This is a genomic window from Enterococcus ureasiticus (genome assembly GCF_001730285.1).
Classification (GTDB): Bacteria; Bacillota; Bacilli; order Lactobacillales; family Enterococcaceae; genus Enterococcus_L; species Enterococcus_L ureasiticus.
The window spans coordinates 1-24,257 of sequence record NZ_MIJZ01000018.1 but is presented as its reverse complement, the minus strand read 5'-3'; the positions used below and the strand labels follow the sequence as shown (position 1 = coordinate 24,257).

Here is a 24,257-nt window from a genome sequence, read left to right as displayed (position 1 = left end):
TTTGATTATTAATGCCTATAATGGTTCATCAAGCATCGTATGAGTTATCTGATAATTTAAGGTTACTATTTAATAACAATCGTATTATATTTGAAATATTATTCTAATATAATATAAATATCTTTTTTCTTTTAAGGAATAGTTAAAATATAACAAAAAAACAAAAACTTTTATTCGTTTAATAAAATCCATGCTAATATAAATTTGCAACAAGTTCACAACTACGAATATTTAAGGAGATGTCTATGAAACCAAAAATTTTACCTATTATGCTACTATGTAGCCTTGCACTACAATTTAGTCCAAACATTGCACTTGCAGATGAGCCTATTCAAAACAACTTAGAGGTTGATTCAAGTAGCGAAACTAGTTCGAATGATTCAAGTTCAGTTGCTGACGCTGATTCACCTACTACTATGGACACTGGTCCACTTAATTCTACTGTCGACACAGATTCATTTAGTTCCAATACCGAAACTGCCACACACACTACTGATACTACCACCGATTTGCATAATTCCAATACTGATAATGATGAACATAGTTCTAATAGTACAGCAATTAGGTTGTTAACAGAAACTGACCCTTATCCACGTGATGTAGTAGATGACTCTAATCCTACAGAATCGGCCTATGCTAAAGTATCTTCAATTTTATTAGATTCTGTTCCCTTAGCTGATGATCCAGATTATTATTCTATGGTAATCACAATCAATCCTGGAGCAGCAGGTGTTTTCACCCCTAATAAGATATACAAGATCGGATTGTTATATGACAATTCTTTAGTTGAAGAAGATACAATCATAAATTATGAGTCTACATATTCTGTTTCTGCAGGTGATTCTCCTAATGATTTTGTAGTTAAGTTTTCAAAAAGTACACAACTTGGGCGTTGGCTGAGTGATCGTTCTTTTGAAACAGCTGGTCACAACATGAGTGTGAAGCTATTTTTCCGTGGCGGGATTGGTACAACAGGTGAAGGAAAACTTTACTATTCTACTGGTCCTTATATTGCACTACCTTCACGAGCAGAAATAAATCAAAATGATTTGCCTTCATTCAAGAGTGAAGCGATTGATGCAATCAATAAAAAAGCTCAAGAAACAAAAGACGCAATTGACACCGATAGCTCTTTGACTTCTGCTGAAAAAGCGATGCAAAAAGATGCTGTTGATCAAGAAGCTACTAAAGCAAAAGATGCAATTAACGGAGCAACCGATCTGGATTCTTTGAAGCAAATCGAAACAGAAAGCTTAGAAACTATTGGCGCTCAGCACAAACCTGGAACTTCTCTTGAAGATCAAAAAACGACTGCCAAAGATGCCATTGATACAAAAGCTCAAGAAACAAAAGACGCAATTGACGCCGATAACTCTTTGACTTCTGCTGAAAAAACAGCGCAAAAAAATGCTGTTGATCAAGAAGCTACTAAGGCAAAAGATGCAATTAACGGGGCAACTGATCTGGATTCTTTGAAGCAAATCGAAACAGAAAGCTTAGAAACTATTGGTGCTCAGCACAAACCCGGAACTTCTCTTGAAGATCAAAAAACGACGGCAAAAGATGCCATTGACAACAAAGCAAAAGAAACAAAAGATGCGATTGATGCTGATAACTCTTTGACTTCTGCTGAAAAAACGGCGCAAAAAAATGCCGTGGATCAAGAAGCTACTAAGGCAAAAGATGCGATCAACGATGCCAAAGATACGGATTCTTTGAAACAAATTGAAACAGAAGGTCTAGATTCTATTGGTGCTCAGCACAAACCTGGAACTTCTCTTGAAGATCAAAAAACGACAGCGAAAGATGTACTTGATACAAAAGCTCAAGAAACAAAAGATGCGATCGATGCCGATAACTCTTTGACTGCTGCTGAAAAAACGGCGCAAAAAAATGCTGTTGATCAAGAAGCTACTAAAGCAAAAGACGCGATCAACGATGCCAAAAATACGGATTCTTTGAAGCAAATTGAAAAAGACGGTCTAGATTCTATTGGCGCTCAACATAAACCTGGAACTTCTCTTGAAGATCAAAAAACGACAGCGAAAGATGCACTTGATACAAAAGCTCAAGAAACAAAAGATGCGATCGATGCCGATAACTCTTTGACTTCTGCTGAAAAAACAGCGCAAAAAAATGCCGTGGATCAAGAAGCTACCAAAGCGAAAGATACGATCAACAATGCAAAAGATACGGATTCTTTGAAGCAAATTGAAAAAGACGGTCTAGATTCTATTGGCGCTCAACATAAACCCGGAACTTCTCTTGAAGATCAAAAAACGACAGCGAAAGATGCACTTGATACAAAAGCTCAAGAAACAAAAGACGCGATTGATGCCGATAACTCTTTGACTTCTGCTGAAAAAACGGCACAAAAAAATGCCGTGGATCAAGAAGCTACTAAAGCGAAAGATGCGATCAACGATGCCAAAGATGCAGATTCTTTGAAGCAAATCGAAAAAGAAGGTCTAGATTCTATTGGTGCTCAGCACAAACCTGGAACTTCTCTTGAAGATCAAAAAACGACGGCCAAAGATGTGATTGATACAAAAGCTCAAGAAACAAAAGATGCAATTGATGCCGATAACTCTTTGACTTCTGCTGAAAAAACAGCGCAAAAAAATGCTGTTGACCAAGAAGCTACCAAAGCGAAAGATGCGATCACCGATACCAAAGATACTGATTCTTTGAAGCAAATCGAAAAAGAGGGTCTAGATTCTATTGGTGCTCAGCACAAACCTGGAACTTCTCTTGAAGATCAAAAAACGACGGTCAAAGATGTGATTGATACAAAAGCTCAAGAAACAAAAGATGCGATTGATGCCGATAGCTCTTTGACTGCTGCTGAAAAAACGGCGCAAAAAAATGCTGTTGACCAAGAAGCTACTAAAGCGAAAGATGCAATCAATGACGCCAAAGATACTGATTCTTTGAAACAAATCGAAAAAGAGGGTCTAGATTCTATTGGTGCTCAGCACAAACCTGGAACTTCCCTTGAAGATCAAAAAACGACAGCGAAAGATGCCATTGACAACAAAGCAAAAGAAACAAAAGATGCGATTGATGCCGATAGCTCTTTGACTGCTGCTGAAAAAACGGCGCAAAAGAATGCTGTTGATCAAGAAGCTACTAAAGCAAAAGATGCCCTTACGGGGACAACTGATCTGAATTCTTTGAAACAAATTGAAAAAGAGGGTCTAGATTCTATTGGTGCTCAACACAAACCTGGAACTTCTCTTGAAGATCAAAAATCTGCTGCAAAAGATGCGATTGATAAAAAAGCTCAAGAAACAAAAGATGCAATCGATGCCGATAATTCTTTGACTGCTGCTGAAAAAACGGCGCAAAAAGCGGCTGTTGATCAAGAAGCTACTAAAGCGAAAAATGCGATTGATGGGGCAACTGATCTGGATTCCCTAAATAAAATTAAAACAGAACGCCTAGACACTATTGGTTCACAATACAAAAAAGGAACATTCATTAAAGATCAAAAAAATCCAGCAACTGCAACCGTTGATAAGAACGATGAACAAACTAAAGAAAGCACTTCTTCTTTAATAACTAGAGAAAAAGCAACCATCAACAGTAAAAATGCAGCAACTAAATTACCTAATACAGGAAATAAAAACTCTCAATCACTATTTATATCAGGCTTACTCACTTTGTTTGTTAGTATCTATGTACTAATTAAGAGACGTGTTAAGAATCAATAGTTTGTAAAACGACTATTCTATACGAAAAAAAGCCTCCTCTAAATTTAGAAAGAGTATATAATAAGATTCCAATCCATAATTTGGGGATTGGAATCTTATTTTTTTATAATTTTTTTGCTTGTACAACAAAATTCTCCATCTCACTATATAACGATTCTTTAATTTTTTTCAACTCTTGTCCGACCATTTTTTTCCTACTAACTAGTTGGCGACCATTTACCCAAACTGAATCTACATTACCGGCATTAGCTGAATAGACAATGGCTGAATATGGATCAAAAATGGGAAACATATTTACTGACTCGGTTTCGATCAAGGTTAAATCTGCTTTTTTTCCGATTTCGATCGACCCTACTTGATTTGCTAAACCTAATGTTTCTGCGCCGCCAATTGTTGCTAGACGGACAATTTCTTTTGCAGGAAAAAGCGCGCGATCCTGATTATGCATTTTATGCATATTAGCAAATAGACGCATTTGGCTAAACAAGTCTAAGGTATTGCCGCTGCTTGGCCCATCTGTTCCTAGGCCTACAACGATATTTTTTTCAAGCATTTGTTTGACAGGCGCGACCCCTTTTGCTGATTTTGTATTCGCACCGATACAATGAGCTACACGAGCCTTTCCATTTGAGGCCGCAAGGATATCTAAATCGTTTTCGGTTGTTAAAATGCAATGAGCTAAAATAAAATCGCGTTTAAAGTACCCTAATGTTTGTAAAAATTCTATTGGTGTTTGATTGTATTTTTCTTGAAACTCTTCAATTTCATAGGCCATTTCAGATACATGCATCGTAATCGGTACATTGTATTTTTCGCTAAGTGCCACGATTTTCTCCAGTATTTCCAAATTATTTGTATTGGGTGCATGTGGCGCAATGATCGGTGTTACTAATGGATCGTTCTGCCATTTTTCTAAAAAGGCTTCGCAATACTCATAGCCGCCAGATGGTTTTGGACTGTCACAAGTTGGCATATCAATAATCGTTTCACCCACAAGAGCTCTGATTCCCATTTCCTTACAACTTTTTGCGACCTCGTCTTCAAAATAATACATATCGCAAAACGTCGTCACACCACTCAATAACATTTCAGCAATCGCATAATTACTGCTTGCTCTTACTAATTCTTTTGTCATATGTTGCTCTAAAGGAAATAAAAAGCGTCGCAGTCGATCTGGTACATCATCTCCTAAAGAACGAAATGGGATCATCCCAGCATGTGTATGCGTATTGATCAGACCAGGAATCAGTAATCCGTTTTTTCCATCGATTATTTTATCAGCCTGAATAGTTGCTGAAACAAGTTCAGAAACATGCCCAATTTTTGTAATTAAATCATCTTCGATCATTACAAATCCATCTTTAACTTCTGAAAAATAATCATCCATTGAAAGGATATGAACATTTTTAATAAGAGTCTTCATTCAACAACACTCCATCTTCTGGAAAAATCAATGGGTAAAATTCTTGTGTTTTCGTATTCATCATCCCCATATCCGTCACCTTGATAGCCGGTGAAACAGGCAGAGATAATGTAGAAAAAGACATGATTTCATTCATGTTTTTGTAACCTAACGCTTGCATACTTGCACGGACTTTTTGTAAGTCTCCACCTAGCTCTTCAATTGGCGCTTGTGAGAGGATTCCGCCTATTGGCAACGGACATTTCCCTGTAATTTCTCCATTTGAAACAACAATGTAACCACCTTGGATCGCGATTAATTCATTTTGCGCCAGTACAATATCTTCTAACGAATTGCCCATAACCATTACATTGTGATGATCATGCGCCCAAGTTGTAGCAATTGCACCTTTTTCACTGATTGGTTTATCCATCAATGATATCGAGATGTTACCATTTTTACCGTATCTTTCCATCACGAGCAATAAAGCGCAGTCCGCTTCTTGCCATTGTAAAATCCCATCTTTCACTGGAATTTCTTTCGTGATCCGCTCGGTGAATGTTCCTATTTCTTGTTTTTGGATCACGTTACAGCGAACAGTTTCTTTGTCAGTTGCTACTTTGATCACTAAATCAGAAACTGTAAGTGGTTTGCAGTGGACAGATTTTTTGTACTCAGCTGGAAATGACTCAATCACAGTAGGATATTCGATTTTTGCTCCTTGTTCATAAACTTTTTTGCCTGATTTATAAACAGCATCAAACGTAAACTCTTCCAAATCATTTAATAAAATGAAATCAGCCGTACGACCTGGCGCAATTTCCCCACGATCATAGAAGCCCATCCGTCTTGCGGGTGTGTAAGTTGTCATATAAATGGCTTTTTCGATCGGCAAACCTGCTTTTACTGCCTTTTTCAAGTTCTCGTTCAAATGCCCATGGAGCAAATCATCCGCCATCACGTCATCGGTGATGATGCTAGCATACTCATAAAACTCATTTTCTATAATAACGTGCATATTTTCAGGCGTGATCGATTTATTTTGGAATTGGATAAAAACGCCTGCCTCGATTTTTTCTTTTAACGATTCTGGAAACTGATGCGTATGATCTGAGGTGATTCCGCTAAATAAAAAAGCTGCCAACTCTTCCTCGTAAATCTTTGGACAATGCCCTTCTAAAGGCATCGTCGGCCGTTCTTTTTTGCATAAATCGATAATTTGTCGGATCAAGGACTCTGGTTCGTAGGCAATTCCTTTAAAATTCATCGCTTCACCTAGACAAACAATCTTAGGATTTTTCAATAATTCTGCCACTTCGGCAAGTCCAATGATACCGCCAGTTGTTTCTAATTCTGGTGTAGTCGAAGGGACCGAAGAAGGAATCGCATGAAAAATATCCAACTCAGTTTCTGCTTTCATAAATTCCTCTAAGCCTTCTAAACCAAAGACATTTGCCATTTCATGTGCATCTGCCACGACCGTTGTTACACCATAACGCAATACTGCTTTTGAAAAAATCGTCGGTGTCGTCATTGAACTTTCAATATGCATATGGGCATCAATCAAGCCGGGAATCATATACTGATTCTCGGCTTTGATGATTGTTTCAGGCGTTAAGTTACTCATCTCTGTAGTACTGATATAGTAAAATTTTCCATCTTTAATAGAGACATTTTTTTTGATAAAGGATTGTGTTGCTGTTTGGAAAACCCAAACATCTTGAATGATCATATCTACGTTCATACTTATCGCCTTTCTTGTTGTTTATTGGTTCATTGTACGATTCCATTGGTCGACCCAATTGGATAAGTTGTCATTAATGAATGAAAAATCAACTGTTTTTGCTCGATCTGCTACTTTACCGTAGGTTTTATTTTCTGCTTGTTTTTCGTCAAGTGTTACTTTACTATTTGTCGGGCCTTCGTTTAGTGAAATGGCTTTTGCTTTTTGTGACGCTTCGCTAATTCTCTCATTGACAAATGTATATGCTAATTCTTTATTCTTAGAACTTTTAGGTACATTTATTGTATTGAAATTTGCATAGGTACCACTTTCAGGAACAACGTATGTTGCCTCTTTAGAAGCACCTTGAATGATGTCTACAGCAAAATCAGCAACGACTGCTACTTCAATTTCACCTGATTGGAACATGTTGGCAAGGTCTGATGATTTTGAATAAGTCTTCACAACATTTGGTTTTAACTCTTTCATTGCGTCAAACGCTGCTTTGCCTTTATCGGTCGTGATATCTACCCCTGCGTGATCACTCGCAATGTATAACATCAACGGTCCAGCCGTTGTTGAAATATCTGGTACAGAAATTTTCCCTTTAAGGTCAGATGACCATAGATCGTCCCAGCTGGTGATTTCTTTGCCGACTTTTTCTTTGTTATAAACAATACCTATGCTATTAACTGCGATCGGGATACCTGCTCCACTTTCGTAGACTTCCTTTGCGCCAGCAGTTAAATCTTTGATATTCGGTACTTCTTTTTCTGTTATGTTTTCAAAAAGACCTTCTTTTTCGCCCTGTGTTGCATTGGCTTGCGCTAATTCGATCACGTCGATTCCAGCATTAGGATTATTCAATAATTTTGTGTAACGGTCTGCACTATTTCCTACTTCTAGGGTAACCTTTGCATCATTTGCTTTTTCAAAAGGGGCAATAATATCTTTTTTTACAAGATCTTCACTTAAACCAAAGGTAGAAACAACAAGTGCTTTACTGCCACTTTTGCTCTCTTCTTTCGTGTTTGCCTCGCTATTCCCACAAGCTGCCATTACCAAAGTTGCTGTTGCTAAAACACTGATCATTAGTTTCTTTTTCATTTTATTTACTCCCCTTCATCTTATCGTTTATTTTTCTAAAACAACTAGTTTATCTGCTGGAAATACCAAGTCGATTTTGTCTCCTGTTTCATAAATCTGTTCACTCGTTCCATTGACTAATAGTTTTCCAAGCGGCGTTGTTACTTCATATTGATAACTTTTCCCTAAAAAGGTTCTAACCAGAACTGTTCCTTCGATTGAATTTTGCGTTGTTGCGGCCACAATTTCAATGTCTTCTGGGCGAATCGTTGCAACTGTCTCAGTTGCCGTTGGTTGTGGATTCGTCGTAGTGAACAGTTGACCATTTTCACTTTTATATTGCCCTTCAGCATTTTTCGTCACAGCAAAGAAATTTTCAAATCCGATAAATTGTGCTACAAATTTTGTTCTTGGCAAACGATAGATCATCTCTGGTGAATCATATTGCTCGATCACGCCGTTATTCATGATTGCTACCTTATCTGAAATAGAAAAACATTCTTCTTGGTCGTGGGTCACAAATACGGTTGTGATCCCTAATTGTTGTTGGATCCGTTTGATTTCGATTCGCATTGCTACTCTTAATTTTGCATCTAAATTACTTAAAGGTTCATCTAATAATAATAGTTTCGGTTCAATGATCAAGGCACGCGCTAAAGCGACACGTTGCCTTTGTCCGCCTGAGAGTTGCTTAGGATAACGATCCCCAAGATTTTCTAAACCGCAAACTTCTAACATTTTCTCCACTTTTTCTTTTGTACTTGCTTTCGATTCTTTTCTTAATTTCAACCCAAATGCAACATTCTCAGCGATCGTCAAATGTGGAAATAAAGCATAACTTTGAAATACCATACCAAAATTTCGTTTATGCACAGGTACTTTCGTCAAATCATCTTCATCCAGCTTAAAAGAACCGTCGTTTGGTTTGATCAATCCCGCGATCACTCGGAGCGTTGTTGTTTTTCCGCAACCACTTGGGCCAAGAAGTGAAACCAATTCCCCTTTTTCCATTGAAATGCTTAAATCTTTTAATATATCTTGTTTGCCATCATAGCTGACACGTATCTCTTTTAAATCAACAAAAGTCAAAATTTTCTCCTCTTTCTACCTATTAAGTCCGAAATTTACGATTGCTCTTTCTATTAGTTACGCAATCGAAGCTAATCCTAATGTTTTTTCGATCAAAAACATCAAGCCCATTGTCAGTAACATCAGCATTACTGAAATGGCTGAAACAGTTGGATCATAGTTGTATTCCATATAACTAAGTAAAGAAGTCGGCAACATCGTAACTCCTGGGCCAGATAAAAACATCGACACAGGAACATTATTAAATGAATTTACAAAAGCCAACATAAAAGCCGCAAATATACCTGAAGAAACGTTCGGTAAAACGATTTGAACAAATGCACGCGTTTTTGTACACCCCAAGGTCCAGGCAACTTCTTCCATCGAATAGTCCAACTGCTCCATGCTTGAACCGACCACTCGAATAATATACGGCAAACTAATCAAAAAGTGACCAATCAATAAGCCTTGAAAAATTGGCAAACCTAATTTGATGACAATATATTGAAATAATGTATACCCCACGACAATTCCAGGAATCACAGTTGGTGATAAAAAGAAGCTTTTAATAAAGTTTCTTCCTTTAACTGAATAGCGTGCCAAAGCGTAAGAAGCTGGAATCCCAACAATTAAGGCTAAAACAGTCGCTAGTACACCGATGATCAAACTCAATTTAAAACTGCTCATAAACGTATCTGATTGCAAAGCTTTTGCATACCAATCTAAAGTAAATCCTTTGATTGGAAATTGAATTGCTGCAGCTGTTCCAAAGGATGTAACAACAATCAAGCAAAGTGGTAAGAATAAAAATAAAAATACTAGGATCGCAATCAGCGTCATCCCTTTTTGTTTACGCATTGTTTGCTTCTCTCCTATCAACTTTTTTAGCGACTACATCAAGTCCCTTCATAACGATCAACGTTACAACGATCATAATCAAGGCTAAAACACTTGCTGCTTTCCAATCTCCTAATGTATTAGCTTTTTGATATAAAAAGGTCGACATCATCATTTTCTGATTGCCGCCTAACAATTGCGGTGTGGTGTAGGCTGTCAGTGTCCCAGTAAAAACTAAGATACTCCCAACAATCGTTCCAGGAATCGAAAGCGGCAATACAACTTTCCGAAAAGCCGTGAATGGACTTGCACCCAACGTTTCGGCTGCTTCCAACATTTCCCCTTCAATATTTTCCATAACGCCTACAAGCGTCATGATCATCGTTGGTAAAAAAAGATAAACAGAGCCAATAATAATAGCAAATTCTGTATAAAGTAAATTCAGGGGCTGAGCGATCAAACCTGTTTTCAACAACAACGAATTGACCACGCCTGTTTTTCCTAAAATGTTGATCCAAGCAAAACTGCGAATAACTGAATTAGTCAATAGCGGAAACAAGGTCATCGCCATTAAAATTCCACGCCATTTTTTACTGACTCCCGCGATGTAATAAGCGGTTGGAATCCCCAGTAAAATTGAAATAAACGTAACAATCAGCGAAACTCTGATCGTGCGCCAAAAGATCGATAGATTATATTCGTCTTTAAAAAAATCAAGGTAGTTACTCAACGTCACCCCTTGGTCTGAAAAAATAGTTGGTAAAATACTTGTAGCCAAAGGAATCATTAAGAAAAATAGTAATAAAATCATTCCAGGTGCTACAATAAAATACGGAACATTCTTGTTCATTTATACACTCCTCGTTCGTTTTTCCACTGATTCAGTATACTCATTTTACAAACCAATTTCAATATGTTTTTTAAATTTAAACAATAAATATTCGTGTATTGACAAATAATCGTCTTTATACATACGAAAAAAGCGAATCCAAACATTTATAACGAACTTAAAACTATGATTCGCTATTTGAATCGCTTTTTTCTGATTATTTAGTTGTTTGTCCTATTGAGGAAAGAGAAGTTTTGACTGTAGTAGATATGGCTCTTGGTATTTTAATGTGAGTTCTTTTAAAAAAGAGAGTAATTCATCCTGATCTATAGAAAATGTTTCAATCAGTTCTTCATATTTTTGTCGCTCGGTCTCTGTCGCTCTGTTTTTAAAATATCCCCAAACATGTTGGTACGCATTTAGAAGATTGCCTTTTTTCGGCGGCTCAGCCAATGCGTGTTGCAGATAACCTCTAAATGCCTGTTCTTTTCTTTCATCCCACTCATTATCCGTAAACAATCTCCTGATCGCTCTATAATCTGGTTGAGACTTTGACAAAATCAAATACTTCAGTGAGCGCCATTCTTGCTGTCTTTGTGCTATTATTTTCAATAAAACTCTTCCTTTCTATTCTTATATGATAAAAAAATGAATAAAAACACCAATTTTCTTATAGTCTATTCATGAAAATTTATGATATTTAAAAGAGTAAAAGTTTAGAATATATGCCATATACTTTTTTCAGAAACACTAGGTTAAATGAATTTTCTGAATATTAAAAAGAATTGAGGTTATTATTTATGGACGAGCAGCAGTTAGACAAGTCGTTTTTGGGTCAGCCAAAAGGATTGTCTACACTCTTCTTTACTGAGATGTGGGAAAGATTTAGTTACTACGGTATGCGGGCCATTTTACTGTACTATATCTATGATACAGTAGCAAATGGCGGTTTAGGTTTACCAAAAGAAACAGCTTTGGCAATCATGTCGATCTACGGATCTCTGGTTTTTATGTCCAGCATTGTTGGCGGATGGCTATCCGACCGAGTGTTTGGTGCTAGAAAAACGGTTTTCTTCGGTGGCGTATTCATTATGATTGGTCACATTGTTCTAGCGACACCATTTGGGATTGCAGCATTGTTCCTTTCTATCTTACTGATCGTGATCGGTACAGGAATGTTAAAACCAAATGTCTCTGGAATGGTCGGACATCTTTATTCAAAAACAGATACCCGTCGTGATGCTGGTTTTTCTATTTTTTACATGGGAATCAATATCGGCGCATTATTGGCACCATTTATTGTCGGAACATTAGGTCAAACCTATAACTATCATGTTGGATTTTCTGTAGCTGCGTTCGGTATGTTTTTCGGCTTACTGCAATATTATTTACAAGGTAAAAAATCACTAGCTGGTATCGGCTTAAAACCGACAAACCCGATTGGGACAGAAGAACGTAAAACGTTCATACGCTCTTCTTTGATTGCTCTTGCTTTTGTCATCATACTTTTTGGCGGCGCCTTTCTTATGGGCCATTTAACGATTGGTTTCTTTATCAATAGTGTTAGTGTGATGGGAATTTTGTTGCCTGTCTATTATTTTATCAAGATGCTGACTTCCAAAAACGTAACAGCAGAAGAAAAACCGAGGGTCCTTGGTTACATTCCATTATTTTTAGCTGGAATTGTTTTTTGGTCATTAGAAGAACAAGGCTCTTCAATTTTAGCATTATTTGCAAATGAACGAACAAATGATACATTATTTGGTTTTTCGATTGCACCCAGTTGGTTTCAATCATTAAACCCGATTTTTGTCGTTGTTTTAACTCCCGTTTTTGTGACTTTATGGACAAGATTAGGGAAAAGACAACCGTCAACCGTGGTTAAATTTTCATTAGGATTGGTTTTTGCTGGTCTTTCTTTTGTACTATTAATGTTACCTGGATTGCTTTACGGAACGAATACAAAAGTTAGTCCGTTGTGGTTATTCTTTAGTTTCTTCATTATGATCGTAGGAGAAATGTGTATTTCACCAGTTGGACTATCAATTACAACAAAGCTTGCTCCTAAAGCCTTTGAATCGCAAACCGTTGCAATTTGGCTATTAGCCGATGCTGCTTCACAAGCCATCAATGCTCAAATCGCACGTTTTTACACACCTCAAACTGAATCAGCGTATTTCGGGATCGTCGGAATCGTGGCGGTCATTGCGGGTATTCTACTGATTCTTTCTAAGAATCCGATCAAAAAATTAATGGGTTCTATCCACTAAAATAAAACAGTTTCTATCAAAGCACGCTTTGGTAGAAACTGTTTTTTCATTCTAGTATTGAAGTTGTTTTTCTTGTTTCATGATTGTTGCTTTTAACAACAATGGTGCAATGATCGTTGTAGCAATAATAACAATGATCACAGAAGAATAATACTCTTCTGAAAGAAAACTTGAGGTCAATCCTACTTGGGCAATGATCAGCGCCATTTCCCCTCTAGATACCATTCCTGAGCCAATGATCAATGTAGATACGCCTTTGAAACCAGTTACGCGGGCACCTAAAGCACCGCCTAATAATTTCGATAACACTGCGACAACCGTTAAAACGACAATAAAAAGAAAATGCTTCGACATGCCGGCAAATGTCATATTTAAACCAATAGAAACAAAAAACATCGGTATAAATACAGTATAGCCAATCGTTTCTAATTTCTCATCGACTCGCTTGCGATAATCAGTCTGCGCAATTGCTACACCTGCAAAAAAGGCCCCAATGATCGCGCCCATATCCAACATCTCTGCAAAATAAGCAAAGCCTAAACAAATCACCAAGGAAATAGCAGAAACAGCTTCAATCGCAATCAACTTCTTACTCAAATTCAAGAGCCAAGGTACTAGCCATTTGCTGGCCGCAAAAATCACAACAAAGAAGAAGACTTTCAACAATAAAACTTCCCACATCGGCAAACTTCCACCTGGCGTAGAGCGATTCATCAAGCTCAACATGATCCCCAAGATCAAAACCACAACAATATCATCGACCACAGCCGCACCAAGAATCGTCGCCCCTTCTTCGCTGTCTATTTTTTTCAAATCTTTTAAAACTTGAACCGAAATACTAACAGATGTGGCACTAAAAAGAACCCCGAGAAAAATCGAATTTTGAACGGAAAACTGAAACATTTCCCCAACACCAAAGCCCATCGCTGCTGGAAACACAATGCCTAAAAGCGCAACTGATAAGGCTGGCCGCCAATATTTTTTCAATAATTCCAAATCACTTTCCAGTCCTGCAATAAACATTAAAATAATAACACCGATTTCTGAAAAATAATGCATAAAATCATCTGGTTTAATCCAGCCTAATAATGCTGGTCCAATCAAAATACCGACTAATAATTCCCCAATAACAGAAGGAACCCCCACTCGATTACAAAAATGCCCAGCAAGTTTTGTAAATAGTAAGACCAGACACAATGTTAATAGAAAACCCATATTTCTCTCCCTTTCTACTTATAAAAATATATAACTTATTGTACCACGCCATCTAGATTTAGTAATTACGAAAGGATTACTGTACATGAGCATAATGAAAAACTGACAGATCGATTTCTCACCTGTCAGTTTTTCATTCAACTTATTTTGAAGCACGTTTTAAATACGTACCTTCTTGTGTATTGATTTCTAGTAATTCATCCGCTTCGATAAAATCAGGAACGTTAACTACAAGTCCTGTTTCCATGATTGCTGGTTTCCCTGAACCTGAAACAGTTGCACCTTTGATCGATGGTTGTGTCTCTTTTACTTTTAAAACAACTGTTGTCGGTAATGTTACGCCGATTACTTCTGATCCGTAAAATTGGATTTTTACTTCCATATTTTCTAGAAGATATTTTAATTCATATTCGATCACAGAAGTTGGAATTTCATATTGTTCATATGTTTCTAAATCCATGAAATTGGCTGTATCATCTTGGCTGTATAAATATTGAACAGGTTTGCTTTCGATAAAAGCTTTCTTTACTTTATCGTCTGGACGCATCGTTGTATCTGTTGTAGCGCCTGTACGAACATCTTTCAATTTCATACGCATAACCGTATTTCCTTTACCAGGTTTGTGGTGGCTAGCATCCATTACACGGATTAATTTGCCGTCTTGTTCAAAAGTCATACCTGCTTTAAGATCACTTACTGCTATCATGTTGTTTTCTCCTCTTTCTTTAAGGTTCGACCGAAAAGTCTGATCGAAACGTTAGTGTAGTGCCTTTAGATTATAGCTATTTCTTAAAAAAATCTTCTCACCTATTGTAGCAGATTCCCCGCCGATATTCTAGAGAATACGTTAGTTGGATTCATTTTTTTGCAGTAAAATCCCATTTTTAGAAATAAAAAAGTGGTTGGGAGATAACTCTTTGGGTTATCTTTCAGCCACTCATAATCCATATCAACAAAAGCTTCAAAAAACACTAGGCTTCATTCAACTCGTCATTCAAATTGATTTTATTAAATGTTTCCCATAAAGAATCACACTCCGGGCATCCTTCCATATGAATCATTGCTAGCGGTGATTGATCGGAACCATCTAGATAATTTCGTAAATGCATATCCGAAAAACCATGTTTTGCTGCATCTTCTCTAGTATTTGAATAATAAACTGTTTTGATTCCTGCCCATAAAATAACCCCAACACACATTGGGCAAGGTTCACACGTTGCATAAATTTCGCAATCGGATAAATCCATTGTATCTAATTTTTTACACGCTTCACGCACTGCAACCATTTCTGCATGCGCTGATGGATCTGTATCTCGCATCATCGCATTACTGACTGACACGATCACTTCACCCTTTCTAACTAAGGTTGCACCAAAAGGGCCGCCAAATTTCTTTTCCATTCCGGCAACTGTCGCTTCTGCCGCCATTTTCATATAGTTCATGATTTTTCTCCTTTCATTACTTTACTAAGGATGCTATACACAACAAACGAAAAGATCAATCCTGAAAAGAAAGCAAAATCATTGATCGTTTTCAAAAACGGGATCGATTGTAAAAAGGCACCTGACATCGTGATCACAAAACTCGTCGCTAACGTAATCATCGCTGTTTTATTGTAGCCCGATTTAAACTCACCAAGGTTGCCATCTTCAACGTAAATATCATCCAAATCGATCACTTGCTTATGTTCAATATAAAAACTAGCAAGCATGATCCCTGCAATTGGTCCGAACATTGAACCGATAAAACTATAGAAATAAAATAATGTCGACGCATTCTCCACTAATTTCCAAGGTAAAATCATCGTACCAATGATGGCTGTTAGAACACCTGCTTTTTTCACATCCAAAAATTTAGGAAATAATGATGACATTTGTAATCCCGCTGGAAATAAATTTCCAAACACGACGAAGGCTAAAGCACCCATATTCAAGGCTAGAATCAACACGAAGACAGCAAATGTATTGTCGATTTTGTCAAAGGCATTAACAATATTGAAAATCGGTTCACCAAATGCAATTTGAGTTCCAGCAATCAATCCAACACATGTAATTGCAAACAAGATATAAGAAAGAATAAAACCGAGCGGCAATCCAATCATCATCGCTTTAGGTGTTTTTGCTTTTTGAGTAAAGTCACCAATATTAACGATCGGACCTGCCCAGTTTGAAACTAATGCACTCACACACGCGATAAAGACAAGCGGACTTGTTGTTGCATTGACTGGTGAATAATCTAAAATCGGACCAAAACCACCAGCGATTTGAATCGTCCAAACAGCTGCACCAATGATGAAGACATAAACAATCGGTGAAGACCAGTTGCCGAATTTATCCAAAACTTTTGTGCCACCGAGAAATAAAACGACCGTTACACACCACACAAGCAAATAACTAAGCATCGTTGGAGCAGGCATTCCAAAAATCGTCATCCCACCGCCGATAGTCATATAACTAGGAAAAATTCGACTGAACAGAACATCTAAAGACTGAGCACTTACAACACTTTGTGTCCCAAAGAAGACGACACCTGCAATCAAACCACGGCATAACGATGGAATAATTGCTCCTTTCACTCCGAAAACAGAACGCAGTAACATCGGAAACGGTAACCCATATTTAGCAGATGCCACTCCGTTTAATACATAGAAAATCGAGACGATCACAGCAGACAGCATCACGGCAGACAAAACTTGTTTCGTATTTAATCCTAGTAAGAAAAATCCTGCTACCGTCATATAAGAAAGGATGTTATGAACAGCCCCCATCCATAAAGTCACATAATTAAAAACGCCCCAATTTTTATCTGCTCCCGTTTTCGGCAATAGCTCTGCTGAATAAGTCGGTGATTCCGCGATGACTTGCTTTTCTACTGATTCCATTGTCTTTTCCTCCAATACATTTCTTTAGTTTTTTACTAACTGAAGTGATTGTGCAAGGTGTTCTGAAAATAATGGATTTTTCGGATTGAGTTGAATCGCGTGCTCCATTGCTTCGATCGCTTCTTGATGCCGATTTAAGCTGCGTAAGCTATTAGCTTTATGAAAATAAAAATCAACCCGTTTTGGATAGTCTTCCAATAAGTCATCCATCATTTGGACTGCTTCTTCATGACGACCTAATTCTCTTAAAAAATTAGATTTGTGGTATCGATAGAAGAAACTTTTATCTGTTTTGATTGCTTGATCATAAGTTTGCAGAGCTTTGTCTATTTCTCCTGCCATTCGATAGCTATTCCCCACATAAAAAGCAAATTGAGGATCTTGTTGCCAAGCTTTTTCATAATAAGCAATTGCTGTCGGGTAATCATTTAAGCGTTGATACGTGTAGCCTAGGTAATAAAGAACACCTAAATTATTTTGGTCTTGCTTTTCCAGTACGTTTAACGCTTGTTCCAGTTTGTTTTCCCTTAAATACGTTCGCACCTCATGGAAAATCAATTCCTCAGCTTCCTGTTTTTCTACAATAGCGATCAATTTCTCATTCATGGTTTCTTTTGCATAGTCAAGAGCGTTTTTGCCAGTATCATCTACTTGTGTACCATCTGCCTGATGTTGAACTAATTCACGGATCACATCCTGATATAAAAAACCACCATTGCCCAAAATCACTGCTTCTAATAACGCTGACCAGCCTAAGCGATTGACGTGATTGACCGGAACACCTGCCGCTAAACATAATTGGACTGTTCTTAAATATCCTTTTTCACTGGACGGAAGCAACGCTGTGCCGCCAAAACGATTGACTGAAGCTAAATCCGCTTGCCCTGATTGAAGGATCTCATTTACGATTTCATCAAATCCGTTAGCAGCAGCACAAATGAAGGGCGTAAGTTGTGTATTGTCGCGTTGATTCACATCCGCACTAAAAGTTAGCAGTTCTTTAACAAGTGCTAAATTATTCTGTTGTACTGCAATCATCAATGGGGATCGTCCCGTTTCATCAGTCAAGGAGATATCATGTCCTTCTTTTAATAACTTGGAAACTTGTTCTACCTGACCTAGCTCTACGACTCTAAGCAATGTTCGATCTGTTTTTACTGTATCCATGATTTTTACTCCTTTCTCTTTTTTATAGTTGTTCGCTAAAGGCAATGATCGCTTTTTCAAAAGCTTCCATTGGCGGATGGGTAATTCCTGCTCCAATCATGCCGATTCCTGCTTCTTTATGTGCAATGGCTGTATTGATGATCGGCAAGGTATTTGTTTGGATAACTTTTAAACTATCGATCCCTGATGGAACGCCCATAAAATCAAGCGTCGGGATCGTGATATTCGGATTTTCTGCTGTTGTGATTCCTTGCATTTCCGTAGAAAAACGTAGTGCATCTTCGATCGTGCCGCCGACTAACGCCACGATCGCAGGAGCTGCCGCCATCGCAAAGCCACCGATTCCATAAGTTTCTGTAATCGCACTATCTCCGATATCCAGTCCGGCATCTTCTGGTTTATAGCCTGCAAACATCGGACCAATAACTTTTTGAGAAGGACCGACGAACCAAGGATTCCCTTCAATTCCGCTGATATGAATACCGAATTCAGTTCCGTTTCTAGCCATTGTTGTCACGACTGTACTATAAGGAATCCCCACTGCCGAATCCAGCGCTGCTTTACACATCGCCATCCAAGTTGGTCCTGAGAAATAGTCACTACTAGCCACAAAATCAAAGACTTCTTTCATTTCTTCTATTGAATGATCCGTTTGAATAATATAAGGTGTCAACGCTTGAATCAGTAAAGTGGTACCAGCATTATTGCGGTTATGACATTCGTCTCCCATATGCAGTGCTTGGGCAAGAATGTGTTTCAAATCAATTCCTTCTGTACATAATTTCATAGCATCACGTAAAATCGGACCAAAAACATCTCTCATCCAAATCAAACGTTCGATTACACTGTCATCGTTAGCACCCATTCGTAGAATTTTCGACATTTGCTCACTTAGATTTGTAAAAGCTAAGTTGCCGTAAGTTTTATTTTCCACGATATGCATATACATTGATGCAGAAGTTACACCTGCCATAGAACCGACACACTGGTGTTCATGACATGGAGAAAAAATGATTTCACCAGAAGCTGCTACTCGTTCAGCATCTTCTAAGTCTTTCGCTAACCCTTCAAAGACCAAAGCCCCTTTGACCGCACCCTTCATTGGACCGTTCATTTTCTCCCAAGTAATCGGTGGTCCTGCATGTAAAATTGTATTTTTGGTCATGCCTGGAACAACATTGATTGCTTGGTTATAGCCAATCAATGAGATTTGTGACGAAATAATTCGATGTACCGCTTCTTCATTTGCTTTTTTTATTTTATCCAAATTTTCTGGTGTTTCTATTTTCTCTAAAGCAGCTAAAATACTAGCTTTTCCACGTCCTGGTGGTGCCCAGTTTAAATAAGTCGCTGATACTTGTTGTTCGATTAATTCTTCTTGAAACGATTCAATTCCAAGATCGATAATAACGGGTTGTTCTTTGAATAATTCAGTAATTTTACTCATTGTTCTACTCCTTTCACAACAAATTCTCTTGCTAATAATCCTGCATTTTGACTGCTGCTGGCATATGTTGCACCGATCGATGTCAATTTTTCGACTTGTTCATTGATATTTTGTTTATCTAAATCTGTTCCTAAAACATAGCCAATGATTTCTAAATGACGACCTTCAGCTGCCGCTTGCTCTTTGGCTGCTTTCATCACAGGAACCATCACACCGACCGGATCTGGATGCGCACCATATCCTAGTACAAAATCCATTAGAATAACACCTACTGTAGGATCAGCTGCTTCTTCTGTAAAACGAGCGATTCGATTAGACGGATCGATCATTGGATGCGGTTTGCCATTGGTAAATTCATCTGCACCGAAATCAATAAACGTGTGTGCTTTGCTTGCATCACCAAAATGCAAAAGATGTTCTTGATCCGTAGCGATATTACTATACACATCAGAAAAACGTTCTTTTGCAGTGAACATGGCTTCATCACAAAGCGTTCCACCAGTAAATAAACCACGAATATATTGTTGATTCGGATTTAATTTTTCCCGAACCTCATCGATCAATGGTAGATTCAGCGGATGAACGTCCAAACTATTTTGATCGATTCCAGCTAAAGTAACGGCTCTTAAAGCAGCGGATTTAGACATTTTTTCAAAGTAAACACCCTCTTCATTTTCTCGTGTTTTATTACCGATAAACCAGATCACAACAGGCTTCTCAGCTTTTCTAACTCTAGTAAGAATTTTTTCTTCAACTATTTTTGCTGGTGGTTTAGAAATCAAAACAATCACTTTTGTCTCTTCGTCTGCTTCTAAAGCATCGATTGCGTCAATCATCATTTTTCCACCGACCGCTTCACTTAGATCTCTTCCGCCGGTACCGATCAACTGAGAGACTCCTTCGCCAAAATCATGGATACGAACACTGATTTCTTGACTGCCAGTACCTGAAGCTCCAACAATACCAATACTGCCTTTTCGAACTTTATTCGCAAAACATAACCCAACATTGTTAATAATTGCCGTCCCACAATCTGGTCCCATCATAAGTAATCCTTTTTCATGAGCGAGATCTTTTAATTGGATTTCTTCTTCTATACTAACGTTATCACTAAACAGCATCACATGTAGATCATTGTTTAATGCTTTTCTTGCTTCACGAGCAGCATATTGACCATTTACAGAAATGATTGCTAAATTCGCTTCTGGTATAGCTTTTTTCGCCGTTTCGATCGTTGTATAGCTTTCTGTTATTTGGTTAGTGCTCTTTTCTTTTTTTTCTGTCATCAGTGATTCGATTTGTTTGAGCAATTCAGCCGAATCTTGCTCTTCTTTCGCCTCTAAAGCAATAATTAAATCACTCGTCTGCGCTTGAGCAATTTCATCAGTGAACAGCCCAACATTTTTCATTACTTCCTTGTTCATTTCCGTTGCCATCGCAATAATGGCTTGATCAATTCCTGGTAATTGATTGGCTTTTGTTGATAAAGCCATTAGTGAAACTGAATCGATATAGGTATTCGGTTGAATTTTAATACTGATTGTCATGGGGGTTCCTCCTAATTTAAAAGCTGAACGAGCTTGTTTAACACCGACTGGAAAATGAAAAAAATTGACTAAAGCGTTCTTTGCCTCATTCTATTTTTATCTTTTCCTCAAGAGACTAGCCATTAGCTAGATAATATAAAAGTGTAGTGGGCTCATTCAGTCTTGAACTGTGTTTCAAAGCAAATCCAAAGTCAATTTAATCCCAGCCAACATTCCTGTCAGCATATCACCACCAGACGTTTGGCCTATCGCTAAAACTGCTAACATTTTTTCTTTCAGAATAGTCTCGTTTTCTCCATAAAATAATTCATTCAGAAATAAACCGATCCGCTCGCGTGCCTCTCCTTTGATTGCCCAGTCTAACGTTGAAAAACTGATAATATTCGTTCTTTTTTTCATCTCGTCTCGATTGTTGATCAACCATTGCTTTAATGAATGATAAGGGTAATTAGTGGTTGTAAAAATAAGAGCTAATCCAACTAAAAAATCATCACCAGACGGTGTTAAACCTGGGCCTAAACCAATCACTCGGTTTAATTGCTTTGTCGCTTGAAATAATTGCTTTTCTTTCAAGTAGTATAGTAATTGTTCTGATTCTTTCCAAAGCATTGTATGGATCATTTTCTCGTAGGTTGTTGCCTTTCTGTTGTTTAATAAATAACCGCCTTTATATTCAACCTGCGTCACCCATTCATTAAGTTGCTCCACTCGTTTATTGATTTTTGAGTACGCTTGTTTCTTCGGAAATCCGATTTGAGGATAATGCCATTCCTTCGCATTTTGGATCTCGATGGTCGCAATTCCATCAATCACTAATTGTCCGTTTCGAGAAAAAACAGGCATATTTTCAATCATCTGAGGTCGATTGTTAAAAATATCTGTTACTCTTAAAGTATTGGGCGCATTGTCCAATTCCGCTGCCGCTAACGTATACAATTCTCCAGACTCACAAATTATATTTACCGTTCGCTTAAAAACACTATGAACTTCTCCTTCCCATGATTTATTTTGAATCGCATCTAAGAAATTTAGCGATCCTGACAGGGATTGATACGTACGCATTTCACTCACTTCCTTAATCACTTGTCTTCTTTACACTATTTACTTTACATTACGAAAGCCTTTTCATATACAGATAGAGTAGCTGAATATTTTCTTTTTCAGTTGTACACTTTAACCAATTACCGTATAGTTAACTTAATAAAATTCTACCTTAGAAAGATGGTGTATCATGTTAACAGTCAAAAACTTTTTGCAACTTACTCCTTTCAAAACTTTCCAATTGGTCGCTGGGGCAAATGGGATAGAAAATGAAATTACCGGCGTAAATATTCTAGATAATCCAGATGCTTCTGATTGGTTATCGGCTGGAGAACTGCTAATTACATCTGGTTATTTTTTTAGTGAGAATGCCGAAATCCAAAAACGTTTTATTCAGCGCTTTAAAGAAATAAACTGTTCTGCGATCTGTATAAAACCGCATATCTATTTAAAAGGAATCCCAGAATCTATGCGCCGTCTAGCGGATGAATTAGCTTTACCGATCATAGAAATTCCTTATGGGATCGCGTTTTCCAAGATCATGAATATCGTCATGGCAGAAATTTCTGGTCGTATGAATGAACTGAATCAAGCTTCTTTAGATATCCATTCACAGTTTTTTGAGATTTCACTACATGGTGGTGGAATGAAAAAAATTGCTTCTGGTTTAGCGAAAATGGTTCATAATCCCGTTGTTTTAGTCGATGCAGATTGGTCAGTGGCCGCTGTCAACGATGATGAGCAACCCCTGATTCAAGGAACCATCAAAAAAACAGGAGATACCTTAACATTTCCTATTCAAACAATTACAGATTTGCCGACAGATTTTGAACGGATTCAAAAACCAATTACTCGTGCAATTTTTTTTGAGGAAAAAGAATATCCTTGTGTGATCATGCCAGTTTATTTTGATACGATCCATTACGGCTTTATCTTGGTTTATCAAGTAGAGCGGCCTCTGACAGATCTTGATTACGTGGCGTTAGAAAATGGCTCTATGGCTTTTGCACTGGAACAAATGCGGCTTTTTGAAATCGAACGGACAGAAAATCGAATCCGCCGTGATTTCTTTGATCAGTTACTCTCAGGACAAATCAAAGACTTGGATGCTCTATCCGCCTATGATACGACGATCGATCCCACTTTAAACTATACCGTTTTAATTCTTTCTATCCAGACGATCGGCCATGAAGCTGATTCTTTAATGAAAAAAAAGCAGACAGAAGATCGATTAATGAAAAGTTTATTATCTTCATTAACAACTTATGCAGCCAATCGATTTCCTCATCTTCATTTGTTTAGCCGAAAAAATCAGTTGGTTATGCTTCTTGGAACTGATCCAAAATTAAGCTCGTTAAAAACCCACAACGAAATATCCGATACCGCTGAACGAATTCGGATGTATTTAGAACAACAAGGGCAATCAGAACGAGAAATTTTCTGCACAATTGGTTCGACTTTACCAATACTTGAATTGTCTCAAAGTTTTGAAGAAGCAAAAAAAGTCATCCAATTGCTTGAGGATGACACAAAAGAAGAGAAAATTTATTTTTTCAACGATTTTTACTTTGATTCTTTTCTTGTTGATTCAATTTCAAAAGAGCAGGGTAAAAAGTTTTATACACATTATTTAAATACTTTATTAGCGTACGATAAAGATAATAAAACAAGCTTTACACCTACTCTTAAAGCTTACTTAGCCCATCATTTAAATATTGCTACAACATCAAGAGCCTTATTTATCCATCGAAATACATTGCTTTATCGAATTGACAAAATCAAAGGACTGCTGCCTGTGGATTTAGAGCAGGAAAAAAATACCTTTGCGCTGCAATTAGCGTTAAAACTATACGAATTGTACGATTAAAAAAAAAGAGCTTGGACATAAGCCCTAAGCTCTTTTTTCTTTTAATCTTCTCTAAGGTGTTGTTTCCACTTGCCATAAAATAGAGGCCGTGTATTTTCCTGTTTGATAGACTTTGTGGGAATACACGCTTAATTCTAATCCTGTTTTATTGTTTGTCCATTTTT

18 protein-coding genes are annotated in these 24,257 nt (G+C 37.6%); 3 read left to right on the top strand and 15 right to left on the bottom strand.

Translation table 11 applies throughout. The features are described from left to right. Window positions 1-245: 245 nt before the first annotated feature. The gene (locus tag BCR21_RS16320) at window positions 246-3,713 is read left to right on the top strand and encodes a DUF1542 domain-containing protein (RefSeq protein ID WP_069647528.1); all 3,468 of its coding nucleotides are present in this window, start codon (window positions 246-248) and stop codon (window positions 3,711-3,713) included. Between the two features lie 103 nt (window positions 3,714-3,816). On the opposite strand, the gene BCR21_RS16315 is transcribed toward BCR21_RS16320, so the two are convergent. The 7 genes from BCR21_RS16315 to BCR21_RS16285 form a co-directional block, all read right to left on the bottom strand. Further along, window positions 3,817-5,136, bottom strand: a complete 1,320-nt coding sequence (locus BCR21_RS16315) for an amidohydrolase (protein ID WP_069647527.1) — start codon at window positions 5,134-5,136, stop codon at window positions 3,817-3,819. Continuing rightward, entirely contained in the window at window positions 5,120-6,859 is a 1,740-nt protein-coding gene (locus tag BCR21_RS16310; protein ID WP_069647526.1) for an adenine deaminase C-terminal domain-containing protein, read from the bottom strand. The genes BCR21_RS16315 and BCR21_RS16310 overlap by 17 nt, the downstream gene beginning before the upstream one ends. Before the next feature lie 21 nt (window positions 6,860-6,880). Continuing rightward, entirely contained in the window at window positions 6,881-7,945 is a 1,065-nt protein-coding gene (locus BCR21_RS16305) for an ABC transporter substrate-binding protein (protein ID WP_069647525.1), read from the bottom strand. A 27-nt stretch (window positions 7,946-7,972) separates the two neighbouring features. Continuing rightward, window positions 7,973-9,013 carry an ABC transporter ATP-binding protein gene (locus tag BCR21_RS16300; RefSeq protein ID WP_069647524.1) on the bottom strand — a complete coding sequence of 347 codons (1,041 nt, stop codon included), beginning with the start codon at window positions 9,011-9,013 and terminating at the stop codon, window positions 7,973-7,975. Window positions 9,014-9,070: 57 nt separating this feature from the next. After that, a complete protein-coding gene (locus BCR21_RS16295; protein WP_069647523.1) occupies window positions 9,071-9,850 on the bottom strand; it encodes an ABC transporter permease in 780 nt (259 codons plus the stop codon). Next, complete coding sequence (locus tag BCR21_RS16290) at window positions 9,843-10,679, bottom strand: ABC transporter permease (protein ID WP_069647522.1); 837 nt, start codon at window positions 10,677-10,679, stop codon at window positions 9,843-9,845. Before BCR21_RS16290 ends, BCR21_RS16295 begins: the two co-directional genes overlap by 8 nt. 213 nt (window positions 10,680-10,892) lie before the next feature. Then, complete coding sequence (locus BCR21_RS16285; RefSeq protein WP_084013376.1) at window positions 10,893-11,270, bottom strand: YbgA family protein; 378 nt, start codon at window positions 11,268-11,270, stop codon at window positions 10,893-10,895. A 188-nt stretch (window positions 11,271-11,458) separates the two neighbouring features. Between BCR21_RS16285 and BCR21_RS16280 the strand changes: the two genes are divergently transcribed. Beyond that, a complete protein-coding gene (locus BCR21_RS16280) occupies window positions 11,459-12,928 on the top strand; it encodes a peptide MFS transporter (protein WP_069647521.1) in 1,470 nt (489 codons plus the stop codon). Between the two features lie 51 nt (window positions 12,929-12,979). On the opposite strand, the gene BCR21_RS16275 is transcribed toward BCR21_RS16280, so the two are convergent. The 8 genes from BCR21_RS16275 to BCR21_RS16240 form a co-directional block, all read right to left on the bottom strand. Beyond that, the gene (locus tag BCR21_RS16275; protein WP_069647520.1) at window positions 12,980-14,143 is read right to left on the bottom strand and encodes a cation:proton antiporter; all 1,164 of its coding nucleotides are present in this window, start codon (window positions 14,141-14,143) and stop codon (window positions 12,980-12,982) included. A gap of 142 nt (window positions 14,144-14,285) precedes the next feature. Next, window positions 14,286-14,849: an elongation factor P gene (efp, locus tag BCR21_RS16270; RefSeq protein ID WP_069647519.1), complete on the bottom strand. Its 564-nt coding sequence runs from the start codon at window positions 14,847-14,849 to the stop codon at window positions 14,286-14,288. Window positions 14,850-15,114: 265 nt separating this feature from the next. Continuing rightward, window positions 15,115-15,585, bottom strand: coding sequence for a nucleoside deaminase (locus tag BCR21_RS16265; protein WP_069647518.1), 471 nt, complete (start codon window positions 15,583-15,585; stop codon window positions 15,115-15,117). Then, complete coding sequence (locus BCR21_RS16260) at window positions 15,582-17,024, bottom strand: cytosine permease (protein ID WP_069647517.1); 1,443 nt, start codon at window positions 17,022-17,024, stop codon at window positions 15,582-15,584. Before BCR21_RS16260 ends, BCR21_RS16265 begins: the two co-directional genes overlap by 4 nt. A 24-nt stretch (window positions 17,025-17,048) precedes the next feature. Beyond that, window positions 17,049-18,191: an ankyrin repeat domain-containing protein gene (locus tag BCR21_RS16255; RefSeq protein WP_069647516.1), complete on the bottom strand. Its 1,143-nt coding sequence runs from the start codon at window positions 18,189-18,191 to the stop codon at window positions 17,049-17,051. Between the two features lie 22 nt (window positions 18,192-18,213). After that, window positions 18,214-19,638, bottom strand: coding sequence for a YlbE family protein (locus tag BCR21_RS16250; protein WP_069647515.1), 1,425 nt, complete (start codon window positions 19,636-19,638; stop codon window positions 18,214-18,216). Beyond that, window positions 19,635-21,185, bottom strand: a complete 1,551-nt coding sequence (gene fdrA, locus BCR21_RS16245) for an acyl-CoA synthetase FdrA (RefSeq protein WP_069647514.1) — start codon at window positions 21,183-21,185, stop codon at window positions 19,635-19,637. The genes BCR21_RS16250 and fdrA overlap by 4 nt, the downstream gene beginning before the upstream one ends. A 174-nt stretch (window positions 21,186-21,359) precedes the next feature. Continuing rightward, window positions 21,360-22,247: an oxamate carbamoyltransferase subunit AllH family protein gene (locus BCR21_RS16240; RefSeq protein ID WP_069647513.1), complete on the bottom strand. Its 888-nt coding sequence runs from the start codon at window positions 22,245-22,247 to the stop codon at window positions 21,360-21,362. Window positions 22,248-22,416: 169 nt separating this feature from the next. Here BCR21_RS16240 and BCR21_RS16235 point away from each other — a divergent pair, with 169 nt between their 5' ends. Next, window positions 22,417-24,093, top strand: coding sequence for a PucR family transcriptional regulator (locus BCR21_RS16235; RefSeq protein WP_069647512.1), 1,677 nt, complete (start codon window positions 22,417-22,419; stop codon window positions 24,091-24,093). The last annotated feature ends 164 nt before the right edge of the window (window positions 24,094-24,257 follow it).

Bases quoted from the DNA above. Each gene is read 5' to 3' on its own strand.
- BCR21_RS16255 (WP_069647516.1), bottom strand. From the start codon at position 18,191: ATGGATACAGTAAAAACAGATCGAACATTGCTTAGAGTCGTAGAGCTA.
- BCR21_RS16280 (WP_069647521.1), top strand. From the start codon at position 11,459: ATGGACGAGCAGCAGTTAGACAAGTCGTTTTTGGGTCAGCCAAAAGGA.
- BCR21_RS16290 (WP_069647522.1), bottom strand. From the start codon at position 10,679: ATGAACAAGAATGTTCCGTATTTTATTGTAGCACCTGGAATGATTTTA.
- BCR21_RS16275 (WP_069647520.1), bottom strand. From the start codon at position 14,143: ATGGGTTTTCTATTAACATTGTGTCTGGTCTTACTATTTACAAAACTT.
- BCR21_RS16315 (WP_069647527.1), bottom strand. From the start codon at position 5,136: ATGAAGACTCTTATTAAAAATGTTCATATCCTTTCAATGGATGATTAT.
- BCR21_RS16250 (WP_069647515.1), bottom strand. From the start codon at position 19,638: ATGAGTAAAATTACTGAATTATTCAAAGAACAACCCGTTATTATCGAT.
- BCR21_RS16320 (WP_069647528.1), top strand. From the start codon at position 246: ATGAAACCAAAAATTTTACCTATTATGCTACTATGTAGCCTTGCACTA.
- fdrA (WP_069647514.1), bottom strand. From the start codon at position 21,185: ATGACAATCAGTATTAAAATTCAACCGAATACCTATATCGATTCAGTT.
- BCR21_RS16240 (WP_069647513.1), bottom strand. From the start codon at position 22,247: ATGCGTACGTATCAATCCCTGTCAGGATCGCTAAATTTCTTAGATGCG.
- BCR21_RS16265 (WP_069647518.1), bottom strand. From the start codon at position 15,585: ATGAACTATATGAAAATGGCGGCAGAAGCGACAGTTGCCGGAATGGAA.
- BCR21_RS16260 (WP_069647517.1), bottom strand. From the start codon at position 17,024: ATGGAATCAGTAGAAAAGCAAGTCATCGCGGAATCACCGACTTATTCA.
- BCR21_RS16295 (WP_069647523.1), bottom strand. From the start codon at position 9,850: ATGCGTAAACAAAAAGGGATGACGCTGATTGCGATCCTAGTATTTTTA.
- BCR21_RS16305 (WP_069647525.1), bottom strand. From the start codon at position 7,945: ATGAAAAAGAAACTAATGATCAGTGTTTTAGCAACAGCAACTTTGGTA.
- BCR21_RS16310 (WP_069647526.1), bottom strand. From the start codon at position 6,859: ATGAACGTAGATATGATCATTCAAGATGTTTGGGTTTTCCAAACAGCA.
- efp (WP_069647519.1), bottom strand. From the start codon at position 14,849: ATGATAGCAGTAAGTGATCTTAAAGCAGGTATGACTTTTGAACAAGAC.
- BCR21_RS16235 (WP_069647512.1), top strand. From the start codon at position 22,417: ATGTTAACAGTCAAAAACTTTTTGCAACTTACTCCTTTCAAAACTTTC.